General features: G+C 69.9%; 12 protein-coding genes and 2 pseudogenes. 7 read left to right on the top strand and 7 right to left on the bottom strand.

What is annotated here, in order from left to right; genetic code table 11:
• Nucleotides 1-458, top strand: a pseudogene (locus D588_RS23975) (hypothetical protein); the annotation flags it as partial.
• A gap of 193 nt (nucleotides 459-651) precedes the next feature.
• Here the strand turns inward: D588_RS23975 and D588_RS0104145 are convergent.
• The 3 genes from D588_RS0104145 to D588_RS0104135 all read right to left on the bottom strand — a co-directional run bounded on the left by D588_RS0104145 (nucleotide 652) and on the right by D588_RS0104135 (nucleotide 2,544).
• Nucleotides 652-1,185, bottom strand: a complete 534-nt coding sequence (locus tag D588_RS0104145) for a MarR family transcriptional regulator (protein ID WP_017915077.1) — start codon at nucleotides 1,183-1,185, stop codon at nucleotides 652-654.
• Between the two features lie 142 nt (nucleotides 1,186-1,327).
• Complete coding sequence (locus D588_RS0104140) at nucleotides 1,328-2,155, bottom strand: DUF3298 and DUF4163 domain-containing protein (protein ID WP_017909507.1); 828 nt, start codon at nucleotides 2,153-2,155, stop codon at nucleotides 1,328-1,330.
• A gap of 104 nt (nucleotides 2,156-2,259) precedes the next feature.
• Entirely contained in the window at nucleotides 2,260-2,544 is a 285-nt protein-coding gene (locus D588_RS0104135; protein WP_017915076.1) for a GNAT family N-acetyltransferase, read from the bottom strand.
• Between the two features lie 216 nt (nucleotides 2,545-2,760).
• Here D588_RS0104135 and D588_RS0104130 point away from each other — a divergent pair, with 216 nt between their 5' ends.
• Nucleotides 2,761-2,967 (top strand): hypothetical protein, encoded by a 207-nt coding sequence (locus D588_RS0104130; protein ID WP_017909505.1) that lies wholly within the window; start codon nucleotides 2,761-2,763, stop codon nucleotides 2,965-2,967.
• Nucleotides 2,968-3,120: 153 nt separating this feature from the next.
• Here D588_RS0104130 and D588_RS0104125 read toward each other — a convergent pair whose 3' ends face one another.
• Together D588_RS0104125 and D588_RS0104120 are read right to left on the bottom strand one after the other, a co-directional pair.
• The gene (locus tag D588_RS0104125) at nucleotides 3,121-3,756 is read right to left on the bottom strand and encodes a rhomboid family intramembrane serine protease (protein ID WP_017915075.1); all 636 of its coding nucleotides are present in this window, start codon (nucleotides 3,754-3,756) and stop codon (nucleotides 3,121-3,123) included.
• An 8-nt stretch (nucleotides 3,757-3,764) separates the two neighbouring features.
• On the bottom strand, nucleotides 3,765-5,321 hold the full coding sequence (locus tag D588_RS0104120; RefSeq protein ID WP_017915074.1) for an oligopeptide:H+ symporter: 1,557 nt from the start codon (nucleotides 5,319-5,321) through the stop codon (nucleotides 3,765-3,767).
• A gap of 204 nt (nucleotides 5,322-5,525) precedes the next feature.
• Here D588_RS0104120 and D588_RS0104115 point away from each other — a divergent pair, with 204 nt between their 5' ends.
• The 3 genes from D588_RS0104115 (at nucleotide 5,526) to D588_RS0104105 (ending at nucleotide 10,656) form a co-directional block, all read left to right on the top strand.
• The gene (locus D588_RS0104115; RefSeq protein ID WP_232764219.1) at nucleotides 5,526-7,262 is read left to right on the top strand and encodes a M14 family metallopeptidase; all 1,737 of its coding nucleotides are present in this window, start codon (nucleotides 5,526-5,528) and stop codon (nucleotides 7,260-7,262) included.
• 76 nt (nucleotides 7,263-7,338) lie between these two features.
• Nucleotides 7,339-9,588 (top strand): glycoside hydrolase family 3 C-terminal domain-containing protein, encoded by a 2,250-nt coding sequence (locus tag D588_RS0104110; RefSeq protein WP_017915072.1) that lies wholly within the window; start codon nucleotides 7,339-7,341, stop codon nucleotides 9,586-9,588.
• A gap of 180 nt (nucleotides 9,589-9,768) precedes the next feature.
• Nucleotides 9,769-10,656 carry an endonuclease/exonuclease/phosphatase family protein gene (locus tag D588_RS0104105; RefSeq protein WP_017915071.1) on the top strand — a complete coding sequence of 296 codons (888 nt, stop codon included), beginning with the start codon at nucleotides 9,769-9,771 and terminating at the stop codon, nucleotides 10,654-10,656.
• 470 nt (nucleotides 10,657-11,126) lie between these two features.
• Here the strand turns inward: D588_RS0104105 and D588_RS0104100 are convergent, their stop codons facing one another.
• Entirely contained in the window at nucleotides 11,127-11,738 is a 612-nt protein-coding gene (locus tag D588_RS0104100; protein WP_010340242.1) for a superoxide dismutase, read from the bottom strand.
• Between the two features lie 295 nt (nucleotides 11,739-12,033).
• Between D588_RS0104100 and D588_RS0104095 the strand changes: the two genes are divergently transcribed.
• Nucleotides 12,034-12,504 carry a ribonuclease domain-containing protein gene (locus D588_RS0104095; protein WP_017915070.1) on the top strand — a complete coding sequence of 157 codons (471 nt, stop codon included), beginning with the start codon at nucleotides 12,034-12,036 and terminating at the stop codon, nucleotides 12,502-12,504.
• Entirely contained in the window at nucleotides 12,501-12,962 is a 462-nt protein-coding gene (locus tag D588_RS0104090) for a barstar family protein (protein WP_017915069.1), read from the top strand. Before D588_RS0104095 ends, D588_RS0104090 begins: the two co-directional genes overlap by 4 nt.
• Nucleotides 12,963-13,058: 96 nt before the next feature.
• On the opposite strand, the pseudogene D588_RS23970 reads toward D588_RS0104090, so the two are convergent.
• A pseudogene (locus tag D588_RS23970) lies at nucleotides 13,059-13,322 on the bottom strand (ABC transporter ATP-binding protein); the annotation flags it as partial.

Genomic DNA, 13,322 nt, shown 5'->3' with positions numbered 1-13,322 from the left:
GGCGCCGCTGGGCGCTGCCGGCGGCCTTGGCGGCGGCGCTGTTGCTGGGGCTGTGGATCGCGCAGCGGCAATTGCCGCAGGGCGATGCGCACGGCCCGACGGTCGCGGCGACCCAGGGGAGCGTCGCCGAGGGCGCGCTGGCGCAGGCGCTGACGCTGCAGTTGTCCGGCCAGTCCCAGGGCAGCGTGCGCATCGGCCTGAGCTTCCGCGATCGCGACGGCCATTACTGCCGCACCTTCGCGCTGTCCAACGCCAACGCCGGCCTGGCCTGCCAGCGCGACGGCGCATGGCGGGTGGAACTGCTGGCGCCCGCCGGCGAACGCGAAGACGGCGGCGGCATGCGCATGGCGGCCAGCCCGATGCCGGCCGCGGTGCTGCAGGCGGTGGATGCGCGCATCGCCGGCGAGGCGCTGGATGCCGACGGCGAACAGCGCGCGCGCGCGCGCGGCTGGCGCTAGGAACAGGCCGATGTCCTGCCTGCTTTGGGATGGGCAACGCGCCTAGAGCACCTCCGAAGCACACCGGAACGCGTCCGGCAGGAGCGGCTTCAGCCGCGACGCGGGTTTCCGACACGCCGGTCGCGGCTGAAGCCGCTCCTGCAGCACATCGATTCACGCTCGATGCCGCGGACGCACCTTCTTCGAGGTGCCCTCAGGGCAGCGCCGCCTGCGTCTTCGACTCGGTGGCAACGTCGAGGCCGTCGATGCCGGCCAGCATCTTCTTCAGCAGTTTCTCCAGCTGCTGCTGCTCGCCGGCATCCAGCGCCGCGGTTTCCGTCTCCAGGAACGCACACACGTCCGGCAGCAAGCGTTCGATCAGGGCGATGCCGGCCGGCTGCAGGGTCAGCGCGACCTTGCGCCGGTCTTCCGGACTGGCCGTGCGCGACAGCAGCCCCTTGCTGCACAGGCTGTCGGTGAGACGGGTGATGTTGGCCGGCTTCTCGCTGGCGGCCTCGGCCACCTCGGTGGGGGTGATGCACTGCTCGGGCGTGCCGTACAGCATCATCAGGATCTCGTACTCCGGCGGGCTGATGCCGTACTCCTTGAGCACGCCGCTGGCGTTGGCATGCACGCGCTTGTACAGGTGCTTGACCAGCCGGACCAGGACGGCGGGCTCGCGCGGGAAAGCCGGATAGCGCGCGCAGGTGTGCGCCACGCGCCGCTCGGTCTGATCGAAACTGCCCATAAGAAATCGATTGCAAGTGAGGTAGCCGCCAATGCTACCCATTGCGCATCGTTCCGACGAGGGCACGCGTTGCGTTCCCGCATGCTGTCGACGCGGTGCACCGCACGCCGACGCCGACGCGCGCTGGCGCGCCGGCCACCGCTCAGGCGGCGAACAGCGGCGCGTATTCCGGTGCCACCAGCTCGCGCAGCACGCTGGCCGGCACGTCCACCGTCTGCGTGCCATCGGCGTACGGCCCCACCTGGTACGGCGGGAACACGAAACGCAAGGCGGTGATCTTGCCCGCCGCGTCGACCAACGGCTGGAACTGGCTGAAGTTGCCGGGCTGCGGCTCGGTGCCTTCGGCGATCATCTTGCTGGCGCTGCGCACCTGCTCGTCCTGGTCCTCCGGCGGCACCTGTTCGGCATCCACCCGCGTCTGCACCGCCTGGCGCAGTTGCGCGGCGACGTAACCGGCCACCTGTTTCCAATGCGACGCATCCGGGATCAGTGTCTCGGCGGTGAGCATGCGCTGCTGCTGCGGCAGCCACACCCAACGCGCCACCAGCGGTTCGCCGTGCGCACCGCCGGTGTAGCGGCTGCCGTCGGCGCTCAGCGCGACCAGGTCCGGACGCTCCAGCAGCATCTCGAACTGCAGCGAGAGTTCGTAGGGCGCGCGCGGGCGATCGTTGCCCAGCCCGTCGACCGCTTCCATCAGCTCGCTGCGCGCGCTCTGCGCGTAGCGGTTGGCCGCCTCGGCCAGTCCGGGATAACGGTTGATCGACGGCGGGAAAGTGATGCCGACCACATAGCTGGGGCTGTGTTCGACGATGTCCTTCAGTTCCGGCGGCGTGGCCTGCGCCTGCTCCGGCGCCGCGGAAGCCTCGCTTTGTGCCGGTGCCGCGGCGGGCGCCGGTACGGCGGCCGGTTCCTCGCGTTTGCAGCCGGCCAGTGCCAGCGCCGCGGCGACCGCCAGTGCCGTCCATGCCATCCGCCCGTTGCCCATCGTCTCTGCCCTGCTCACGTCGACTGCCCCTGTTCCTGCAATGCCTGTAAAAGTGGCGCGCATTATCGCGCCGTTGCGGTGCCCGATGCTCAATCGAGCAGCGCCGCGTATTGCGGATGCCGCTGGATGAACACGGCCGCGTACGAACACGCCGGCACCACCTTCCAGCCTTGTGCCTGCGCATGGTCCAGCGCGGCGGCGACCAGTTGCGCCGCCAGCCCGCGCCCGCCGATCGGGCCAGGCACCCCGGTGTGGGTGATGACCATGCGCCCCTGCTCCAGCACGTAGTCGAGTTCGGCGCGATGGCCGTCGACCTGCAGGCTGAAGCGGTGCTGCTGCGGATCGTGCGCGATCGGGACGTTCGGTACGGACATGGGAAGTGGGATGTGTCGCGGAGCAGGCAGTGTCCGCTGCGGCTTGCCGCGGAGATGTGAAACACCTGCCCCAGGGCGTCACGCCGCCGACGCGGCGCGTCAGCCGTACGCCGCTCAAGTCGTGCCGCGCGCGGCCGATACCACCAGGACAGGCCGAAAACCTGGCATGGGAGTTGCACCTCCCATCACGCAGCGATCCAACAGGGAACCACGCGCATGAGCGAGACCGAGAGCAAATACGACCAGGGCGACCACAACGCCTCCTTGCTGGAAGGGCTATTCCAACTGTCGGTCAGCGGCGACCACCAGGGCGGCGAGTTCCAGCAGCTCGACGACGAGGTCTACCAGCGCCTCAAGCGCACCTACGAGAACGCCGCCATCGGCAGCGCCAAGGTGCAGTTGCGCGGGCAGCAGACCCGCTGAACACAGAGGGCGGCCTGACGGACCGCCACCTGCCCCATGCGCGATGCGTGCCCACGACCGCATCGGCGCCACGGCGCATACCCAGCGCAGCGAATGAGAGATGTGCCGATCGCGCGGCGCCGCACGCCCGTGCGGACGCCAGCGCGTCGCGGATCAGCCGCGCCCGAAGCGCGGGTTCGCCAGCTCGCCCAGAAAGTGCTGCAGCACCGACGGCTCCATGATCAGCAGGAACATGACGCCGAACGCCGCGCCGGCCAGGTGCGCGCTGTGGTTGACGTTGTCGCCGCCGCGGCGGTCCATCCAGATGCTGTAGCCGACATAGAACACGGCATACAGGATCGCCGGGATCGGAATCGGGATGAAGAAGAAGAAGATCCCGGTCCACGGCGCCATCAGGATGAAGGCGAACAGCACCGCCGACACCGCGCCGGATGCGCCCAGGCTCATGTAGTTGGGGTTCTTCTGGTTCTTCAGGTAGCTGGGCAGGATCGAGACCACCAACGCCGACAGGTAGAACAGCGGGTACACCAGCATGTTGCCGGTCAGCCGCTCCATCAGCACCTCGATCGGGCCGCCGAAGAAGTACAGCGTGACCATGTTGAACAGCAGGTGCGGGAAATCGGCATGGATGAAGCCGTAGGTCACCAGCCGGTCGTACTGCTTGTGGCGGTCGATCGCCGGCGGCCACAGGATCAGCCGGTCGAGCAGCCGGCGGTTGTTGAACGCCGCCCACGACACCAGCACGGTGAGGACGATCAGGATCAGGTTGACGGGGGTGACGGAGGACATGCGGGGTCTCAGGCGGGGCGGTAGTGGTCGACCATGCGGTAGCGGCGCGCGTACAGCCCGAACAGCAGTGCGGCGACGAACGCGAAGGCGGCGAAGAAGAACATCAGGAACGCGGTCTCGCTGAGCCCGGTGCTGCCGATGTGCGCGGTGACGCGGTCGTTGCGCACCGCCGCGTTGGACAGCAGCACCCACAGGTTGCCGACGGTGGTGGTGAGGTTCCAGAAACTCATCACCACGCCCTTCATCGACTGCGGCGCCTGGCTGTAGGCGAATTCCAGGCCGGTCGCCGAGACCAGCACTTCGCCGAAGGTCAGCAGCGCGTACGGCAGGATCTGCCAGGCGATGGACAGCGCGTCGCCGCCGTCCATCGTCACCTGCAGCGTGCCGACCACGATCCAGGCCAGGCCGCTGAAGGCGATGCCGGCGGTCATCCGCCGCAGCGCGGTCGGCTCGTAGCCGCGCCGGCGCAGCAGCGGATACAGCACCAGGTTGTTGAAGGGGATCAGCAGCATCACCAGCGCCGGATTCAGCGCCTGCATCTGCGAGGCGCTGAACCACGCCGGCATCTGCATCTGCTGGCCCTGCAGTACCCAGGTCGAGGCCTTCTGGTCGAACAGCGAGAAGAACGGGGTGACCAGCGCGAACACCACCAGCACCCGCAGCACCGCGCGCACGCCGTCCACCGCCGCGTCCGGATGCAGCGCGCGGGCGCGCTCCAGTTGCCACCAGGTGCCGCCGCCGATGCCGGCCAGCAGCAACACCAGCGCCAGGCACAGGCAGATCACCAGGCCCAGGGTCGGCACGAGGGCGAACGTCGCCAGCGCCAGCAGCACCGCCACGCCGGCCAGGACCAGGCCGGGGCGGCCCTGCCCCGGCGCCTGCCGCAGCAGCGCGGTGCGCACCACCTGGGCGAAACCGTGCGGATCCTTGGGCGGCAGCGGCACGCGCACGTAGCGGTGACGCCCGGCCCAGAACACCAGGGTCGCCACCAGCATCAGGATGCCGGGGATGCCGAACGCCCACGCCGGCCCCAGGTTCTTCAGCGCCAGCGGGATCAGCAGCGAGGCGAACAGCGAGCCGAAGTTGATGATCCAGTAGAAGGCGTCGAACACCACCTTGGCCAGGTGCTTGTTGCCCTGGTCGAACTGGTCGCCCATGAACGAGGCCACCAGCGGCTTGATCCCGCCCGCGCCCAGCGCGATCAGGCCCAGGCCGAGGAAGAAGCCGTTGCGATGGCCCTCGAACAGCGCCAGGCACAGGTGGCCCACGCAGTAGATCAGGCTGAACCAGAGGATGGTGCTGTACTTGCCGAAGAAGCGGTCGGCCAGCCAGCCGCCGAGCAGCGGGAAGAAGTACACGCCGATCATGAAGCTGTGCATGATGTGCTTGGCTTCGGCCTCGCGGCCGGGCGCCGTCACTTCCTGCAGCAGCAGCGAGGTGATCAGGAACTGCACCAGGATGTTGCGCATCCCGTAGAAGCTGAAGCGCTCGCAGGCCTCGTTGCCGATGATGTACGGAATCTGCCGCGGCATGCGCGCGGCGGTGCGCTCCTGCGCCGCGCTCATGCGGCGTGTCTCGTGGTGGCTTGGCTGCTCACGGGCCCTCGTCCAGGCAAAATTTTCAGAAGGTTACCCGATCGTTCCGGCGAATCGAACCGCTAGGACACGCCCTGGGTGCTTTCGCAATCGGCGCGCTGCCCGCATCATGGGCGCCTGTCCCGAGACGGTGCCGAGATGATCCGACCCTGGCTGGCCACCCTGCTGTTTCCGATGCTGCTGTGCAGCATGCCGTCGCTGGCCAGCGAGACGGGCCTGTCCACCGAAGCCGAGCGCAGCGGGTTCGCGCGCACCGGCCGCTACGCCGAAACCATCGCCCTGTGCGATGCGTTCGCGCAGCGCTATCCGCAAGCGGTGCGCTGCTTCGACTTCGGCACCACCCCGGAAGGCCGGCCGATGAAGGCACTGGCGGTGTCCACCTCCGGCGCGCTGGATCCGGCGGCCGCACAGGCGCGCAAGCTGCCGGTGGTGCTGATCCAGGGCGGCATCCACGCCGGCGAGATCGACGGCAAGGACGCCGGCTTCCTGGCGCTGCGCCAACTGCTCGACGACCAGGCCGCGCGCGGCGCGCTGGACAGGCAGGTGTGGCTGTTCGTGCCAGTGTTCAACGTCGACGGGCACGAGCGCTTCGGCGCCTGGAACCGGCCCAACCAGCGTGGTCCGGAACAGATGGGCTGGCGCACCACCGCGCAGAACCTCAACCTCAACCGCGATTACGTCAAGGCCGACGCGCCGGAGATGCAGGCGATGCTGCGCCTGGTCGAGCAATGGGATCCGCTGCTGTACGTGGACCTGCATGTCACCGACGGCGCGCAGTTCGAGCACGACGTGTCGATCCAGGTGGAACCGCTGCACGCCGGCGATACCGCGCTGCGCGGCGACGGCCTGCGCCTGCGCGACAGCGTGCTGGCCGATCTGAAGCGGCAGGGCTCGCTGCCGCTGCCCTACTACCCCTCCTTCGTGGTCAACGACGACCCGGCCTCCGGCTTCGAGGACGGGGTGCCGACGCCGCGCTTCTCGCACGGCTATTTCCAGCTGCGCAACCGCTTCGGCATGCTGGTGGAAACGCATTCGTGGAAGCGCTACCCCGAGCGCGTGCGCATCACCCGCAACACCATCGTCTCGGTGCTGCAGCAGGTGGCGCGGCACGGTGCGCAGTGGCGCGCCGACGCGCTGGCGGCCGACACCCGCGCGCAGGCCCTGGGCGGGAAGACCGTGGCGCTGGACTACCGCACCACCGACGCCTCGCATCTGGTGGATTTCCGCGGCTATGCCTACACGCGCACGCCCTCGCCGGTGTCCGGCGCGCTGATGACCCGCTACGACGAGCGCACCCCACAGATCTGGCGCGTGCCGCTGCGCGACCAGATCGTGCCCAGCGTGGAAGTCGCCGCGCCGCGCGCCGGCTACCTGGTGCCGGCGGCGCAGGCCGCCCTGGTCGGCGCCAAGCTGCGCCAGCACGGCATCGCCTTCCGCACGCTGGAGCACGACGCCAACCTGCCGGTGCAGACCTTCCGCGCCGACACCGCCAGCTTCGCCGCCCGCTCGTCCGAAGGCCACCAGCGGCTCAGCGTCGCCGGCGCCTGGAAGCCGGAGACCCGCGCCGTCGGCGCCGGCGCGCTGTTCGTGCCGATCGCCCAGCCCAAGGCGCGGCTGTTGATGGCGCTGCTGGAACCGCAGGCGCCGGACTCGCTGCTGCAATGGGGCGAGTTCAACAGCGCGTTCGAGCGCGCCGAGTACATGGAAGACTACGTCGCCGAGGACGTGGCGCGGCAGATGCTGGCCAGCGACCCGGCGCTCAAGGCCGAGTTCGAGGACAAGCTCGAACACGACGCGGCCTTCGCCAAGGATCCGCAGGCGCGGCTGGAGTTCTTCTACCGCCGCCACAGTTCCTGGGACGAGCGCTACCGCCTGTACCCGGTCATGCGCAGCGACGAAGCACCGTCCTGACGCGCGGTTCCCCCCTCCCCCCGACTCCCCCCGATGCGCCTTCCCGTCATCTGCTGAAGAGGCTGTTCGTCCCGATATGAAAACGTTTACAGGATCCCTTTGCCTGACCCTCGCGCTGGCCTCGCCTGCCGTCGCCGCGCCGCCGGCGGCGGCCGCGGGCACGGCGTCCACGCCGAACGCCGCCGTTGCGCAGCGCCCGTGGAACGACCGCAACCTGTCGCCGGACCGGCGCGCCGCGCTGCTGGTGCAGGCGATGACCCCGGACGAGAAGTTCCAGATGCTGCACAGCTACTTCGGCCTGGGCAAGGACGGCGGCCCGAAGCCGGCCGGTGCGCTCGGCTCGGCCGGCTACGTGCCGGCGATCGAACGCCTGGGCATCCCGTCGCAGCAACTGGCCGATGCCGGGCTCGGCGTGACCAACCCCGGCAACATCCGCCCCGGCGACCACGCCACCGCGCTGCCCTCCGGCCCGGCCACCGCCGCCACCTGGAACCGCGCACTGGCCTTCGCCGGCGGCGCCACCATGGGCCGCGAGGCCTGGCAGCAGGGTTTCAACGTGCTGCTGGCCGGCAGCGTCAACCTGCAGCGCGACCCACGCAACGGCCGCAACTTCGAGTACGCCGGCGAGGATCCGCTGCTGGCCGGCACGATGGTCGGCGAATCGATCCGCGGCGTGCAGAGCCAGCACGTGGTCTCGACCATGAAGCACTTCGCGATGAACGACCTGGAGACCGGGCGCAACACCCACAGCGCCGACATCGGCGAGCAAGCCATGCACGAGTCGGACCTGCTGGCCTTCGAGCTGGCGCTGAAGATCGGCCAGCCCGGCTCGGTGATGTGCTCCTACAACCGCATCAACGGCGTGTACGGCTGCGAGAACGACTACCTGCTCAACCAGGTGCTGAAGCAGGAATGGAAGTTCCCCGGCTACGTGATGTCCGACTGGGGCGGCGTGCACAGCGGCTCCAAGGCGGCGCTGGCCGGCCTGGACCAGCAGTCGGCCGGCGAAGTGTTCGACAAGGCGGTGTATTTCGACCAGCCGCTGCGCATGGCGGTGGCCGCCGGCACCGTGCCGCAGGCGCGCCTGGACGACATGGTCAAGCGCATCCTGCACGCCTTCATCGCCACCGGCAGCTTCGACAACCCGCCGCAGCACCAGCCGATCGACGACGCCGCCGGCGGCCAGGCCGTGCAGCGCGTGGTCGAGGAAGGCACGGTGCTGTTGCGCAACGAGGGCAAGCTGCTGCCGCTGTCGCGCAATGTGCGCCGCGTCGCGGTGATCGGCGGCCATGCCGACAAGGGCGTGATCGGCGGCGGCGGTTCGTCGATGGTCGGCGTCACCGTCAACGGCGGCAACGCGGTGCCGGGGATCGCCCCGACCACCTGGCCGGGCCCGGTGATGTTCCATCCGTCCTCGCCGCTGCAGGCGCTGCGCAAGGCCCTGCCCGACGCGCAGATCGACTACGCCAGCGGCGACGACCCGGCGGCGGCGGCCAAGCTCGCGCGCGAGGCCGACGTGGCCATCGTGTTCGCCACGCAATGGTCGGCCGAGTCGGTGGACCTGCCGGACATCGCCCTGCCCGACAAGCAGGACGCGCTGATCGCCGGCGTGGCCAAGGCCAACCCGAAGACCGTGGTGGTCCTGGAGACCAACGGCCCGGTCGCCATGCCGTGGCTGCAGCAGGTGCCGGCGGTGCTGGAAGCCTGGTATCCGGGCATCCGCGGCGGCGAAGGCCTGGCGCGGCTGCTGCTGGGCGAGGTCAACCCGTCCGGCCGCCTGCCGGTGACCTGGCTGCGCGACGTGTCGCAACTGCCACGGCCGTCGATTCCCGGCCTGGGCTTCAAGCCGGCGCAACCGGCCGGCAGCAACGTCGACTACAACATCGAAGGCGCCAATGTCGGCTATCGCTGGTTCGCCGCACGCGGTCTGGAGCCGGTGTATCCGTTCGGCTACGGCCTGTCCTACACCACGTTCGCCTACAGCAACTTCAAGGTGCAGGCGGACGGTCACCGTGTCGTCGCCAGCTTCGACGTGCGCAACACCGGCGATCGTGAAGGGGCCGACGTGCCGCAGCTGTACCTGCGCCTGCCGCAGGGCCACCACACCCCGATCCGCCTGGTCGGCTGGGACAAGGTGCTGCTCAAGCCGGGCGAGAGCCGCCACGTCAGCATCGTCGCCGAGCCCAAGACCCTGGCCGACTACGACCCGAAGCAGCGCCACTGGCACATTGCCGCCGGCGACTACGAACTGCTGCTGGGCCGTTCGGCGACGCAGGTGGAGGCGCGCGCGCCGCTGCACCTGAAGGACGGCGTGCTGCAGCATTGACCGAGGCGCGCGGCGCACGCGCGCCGTGTGTACCGGTCCCCGCCCCGCCTCCGCCTGTGCGCGCCGGAGGTGGGGCGATGTTCGTCGTTGCCACCTACGCGGCACCGATTGTGTGGCGGACGCCGCAGCACCATCGGCTGTATACGCAACCCTGAGACGCTGCGCCGTAGCATCGCCCGCATGACTCCCCGCATCTTCCGATGGCATCGCACCGGCTGGCTGTTGCTGGCCGTGGCGGCATTGGCGCAGGCGCACGTGGCGGCGGACGCGGTGCCGACGGCCTCGGCCACGGCAGACGCCGCCCTCACCGTGGTCACGCTCACGCTCGCCCCGGACCCGCGCGCCACGCAGGACGGCGACGACTGGATCGCGCGCCGCGAGCGCATTGCCGTGGCCCTGCAGCGCCTGCATCCCGACGCCATCGCCCTGCAGGAAGTGCTGCAGACGCCGGAGATGCCGAACCAGGCGCAATGGCTGGCCGCGCGCCTGGGCTACCACTGCCACTTCATCAGCCCCGATCCGCCGAGCCGGCCGCAACGCCGCGGCAATGCGCTGCTGACCCGGCTGCCGGTGCTGGAAGAGGCCGAGACCTTGCTGCATCCGCTGGAGGACTACAGCGTCGCCGGCCTGGTGCGGGTGGACCGGCACGGGCAGCCGCTGAACCTGTACTTCACCCGCCTGCACGCGACGCGCGACGGCGGCGCCAGCCGCCGCGAACAGGCCGAGGACCTGATGGCCTGGATCGATGCCACCGCCGAGGGCGTGCCCTCGCTGCTGGCCGGTGGCTTCTTTGCGGCGGCGCGCGCGCCCGAGCTGGCGCCGTTGGCAACGCGCTTCGAGGACGGCAGCGTGCGCGGCGAATCGGCGCGCAACCGGATCGACGTGCGTGCGCCCGGCACGGCGGCGGCCGCCGACCACGTGTTCTTCGAACGCGGCCACTTCCGCCCGCTGCACGGCGCACGCCTGCTCGCGCCGGCGCCCGACCTGCCTGTGGCCGGCACGCGCGGCCTGCTGATGGCGCTGCAACCGCTGGACCCGATACCGACATCGCTGCAACCGGCGCCATAGCGGACGGCAGGCTGGGCACGTTCGCGCGCCTTGCGATGCGGCGCCTGGGGGTGGATCGGCATCGGCATGCCATCGGACCGGAACGATCGGGCATCGCCGATTCCCTGCTTTCGTCACGCACAGCGTCATCTGCAGGAGCGTCTTCGGCCGCGACAAAGCATTCCCGGTAACGCCCATCGCGGCTGAAGCCGCTGCTGCCAGTTGTCTTTCGTCGTTGGCAGAGCTGCCCTGAAGCCGCTCCTGCGCCTGCACGCCAAAGGTTTAGCGCGCCCTGGCGACGCAGCGTCGCAAGCGGCGGCCGATGCGGCGTAGCCGCCATCGCTGCCGAAGCACGCTGGTCACGCGCGCGAGGGCAGCATACCAACCTGGCAGCCACGCCCCACCCGCACTTCCAGCGCTTATGCCGGGCATCCACACAAAAAAAGGCCGGGCGAACCCGGCCTTCTTCATGGTGCAGCGCTGGCGCGCGATCAGCCGATCGCGGCGTGGTAGCGGCGCTCCACTTCCTTCCAGTCGACCACGTTGAAGAACGCGCCGATGTAGTCCGGACGACGGTTCTGGTACTTCAGGTAGTAGGCGTGTTCCCACACGTCCAGGCCCAGGATCGGGGTGTTGCCCTCGAACAGCGGGCTGTCCTGGTTGGCGGTGCTCTCGACCACCAGCTTCTTGTCCGGGGTGACGCTCAGCCACGCCCAGCCGCTGCCGAAACGGGTCAGCGCGGCCTTGGTGAAGGCGTCCTTGAACTTGTCGAAGCCGCCCAGTTCGGCGTCGATCGCCTTGCCGACGTCGCCGCTCGGCGTGCCGCCGGCATTCGGCGCCATCACCGTCCAGAACAGCGAGTGGTTGGCATGGCCGCCGCCGTTGTTGCGCACCGGGCCCTGCAGGTTCTCCGGCAGCGACTTCAGCTTGGACACCAGCGCCTCGATCGGCAGATCGGCGTACTCGGTGCCTTCCAGCGCGGCGTTGACGTTGTTGATGTAGGTCTGGTGATGCTTGGTGTGATGGATCTCCATCGTCTGCGCATCGATGTGCGGTTCCAGCGCGTCGTAGGCGTAGGGCAACTTGGGGAGGGTGTAGGCCATGCGGTTCTCCTGGACTTTCGCCGTCGAAAGGACGAGCGTTGCGTGAGCAATGGTAGGGACGGTCGGCGACCTTACCAAGGGCGCGGCTGGGGAAACATCGTCCCATCCCGCGGCGGCGGTGCCGGCCGGCCTTGCGAATCGGCGCCTACCATGCCCCACGCCCCGGTTAGTCGGATGTGAATCGTCTGCGTCACGGCGGTGACCGGCGGCGTTTAGAGCGGGAACAGGCAGGCCGGCCCATACTGTGCGCGATGGCGCCATGCCGCGCGCCGCCGCCGTTCCTGCAGGAGAGTCCATGCGCAAGCCCGTGCTGTTGATCGCCGCCATCGTGTTGCTGGTGGGCGGGCTGTGGGGCATCCGCGGGCTGCAGCATCCGCCGCACCAGCAATTCGCGCCCTCGCTCGACGCGGCCGCGCAGGCGCCGTACACCGCGCCCGGCAAGGCAGCCGCCGCATCGGAAGCCGCGGCGCCGGAGCTGCCCGCATTCCTGCCGCCCGAAGCCCGCGCCACGGTGGCATTGATCCAGCGCGGCGGCCCGTTCCCGCATCGCCAGGACGGCAGTGTGTTCGGCAACCGCGAGAACCGGCTGCCGGCGCAACCGCGCGGCTACTACCGCGAGTACACCGTCGAGACGCCCGGACTGTCGCATCGCGGCACGCGCCGCATCGTCACCGGCGGCACGCCGCCGCAGGTCTGGTATTACAGCGACGACCACTACGACAGTTTCCGCAGCTTCCAGGTCGGCGGCGCAGGGCCGGCGCGATGAGCGGCTTCCCGTTCGCGCTGAACCTGGCCGAGCCGGCCGCTTCCGGCGTCTACCGCGTCGCCAACCGCGACCTGGACAGCGTCGCCGCCCTGGCCCGCGACGCCGGCCTGCGGCTGTGCCGGATCGACCTGCACGGCTGCACCGGCAAGGCCATGCTGCTGATGCGGCTGGCCGCGCAACTCGACTTCCCGCCCGGCTTCGGCCGCAACTGGGACGCGCTGACCGACGGCCTGCGCGACCTGTCCTGGCTGCCCTCGCCGCGCGGCTACGCCTTGCTGCTGGAGGATGCCGGGCAGTTGCAGACGGTGGCGCAGCCGACCTTCGACGTGCTGCTGGACATCCTCGACGACGTCGCCCGCGAGTGGGCGCAGGACGGCGTCAGCTTCGTCGCGTTCGTGGGCGGCAGCCGGGACCCGGGACCGGGGACCCGGGACTCGGAAGAGCAGGATCCCGCCTAGCGCCGTTGCCAGCGCGTCCTGCGGGAACCAATGCCACTTGCTTGATTTGCCGTTGCTTTGCCGGGTCCCGGGTCCCCGGTCCCGGGCCCCGGTTTCTCACCCGTCCAGCTCGCTCCACCGCGCATACGCCGCATCGAGGTCCGCCTGCGCCTGGCTCAAGGCCTGGGTGTGCGCGGTCACCGCCGCCGCGTCGCGCTGATAGAACGCCGGGTCGGCCATCGCCTCGGTCAGCGCCGCGACCTGCTGTTCCAGCGCTTCGATCCGCGCCGGCAACTGCTCCAGTTCGCGCGCGTCCTTGTAGCTGAGCTTGCGCTTGGCCGGCGCGGGTGCCGGCGCCGCTGCAGCGGCCGCCACCGGCGT

Origin of the sequence: Xanthomonas sp. SHU 308 (genome assembly GCF_000364645.1) — a bacterium.
Taxonomy (GTDB): Bacteria; Pseudomonadota; Gammaproteobacteria; order Xanthomonadales; family Xanthomonadaceae; genus Xanthomonas_A; species Xanthomonas_A sontii.
This window is presented reverse-complemented; position numbering and strand designations above follow the sequence as displayed.

Coding starts and splice junctions, on each gene's coding strand:
- D588_RS0104135 (WP_017915076.1), bottom strand. CDS start 2,544: ATGTCCGTACCGAACGTCCCGATCGCGCACGATCCGCAGCAGCACCGC.
- D588_RS0104120 (WP_017915074.1), bottom strand. CDS start 5,321: ATGAGCGCGGCGCAGGAGCGCACCGCCGCGCGCATGCCGCGGCAGATT.
- D588_RS0104130 (WP_017909505.1), top strand. CDS start 2,761: ATGAGCGAGACCGAGAGCAAATACGACCAGGGCGACCACAACGCCTCC.
- D588_RS0104110 (WP_017915072.1), top strand. CDS start 7,339: ATGAAAACGTTTACAGGATCCCTTTGCCTGACCCTCGCGCTGGCCTCG.
- D588_RS0104105 (WP_017915071.1), top strand. CDS start 9,769: ATGACTCCCCGCATCTTCCGATGGCATCGCACCGGCTGGCTGTTGCTG.
- D588_RS0104125 (WP_017915075.1), bottom strand. CDS start 3,756: ATGTCCTCCGTCACCCCCGTCAACCTGATCCTGATCGTCCTCACCGTG.
- D588_RS0104115 (WP_232764219.1), top strand. CDS start 5,526: ATGCTGCTGTGCAGCATGCCGTCGCTGGCCAGCGAGACGGGCCTGTCC.
- D588_RS0104140 (WP_017909507.1), bottom strand. CDS start 2,155: ATGGCATGGACGGCACTGGCGGTCGCCGCGGCGCTGGCACTGGCCGGC.
- D588_RS0104090 (WP_017915069.1), top strand. CDS start 12,501: ATGAGCGGCTTCCCGTTCGCGCTGAACCTGGCCGAGCCGGCCGCTTCC.
- D588_RS0104095 (WP_017915070.1), top strand. CDS start 12,034: ATGCGCAAGCCCGTGCTGTTGATCGCCGCCATCGTGTTGCTGGTGGGC.
- D588_RS0104145 (WP_017915077.1), bottom strand. CDS start 1,185: ATGGGCAGTTTCGATCAGACCGAGCGGCGCGTGGCGCACACCTGCGCG.
- D588_RS0104100 (WP_010340242.1), bottom strand. CDS start 11,738: ATGGCCTACACCCTCCCCAAGTTGCCCTACGCCTACGACGCGCTGGAA.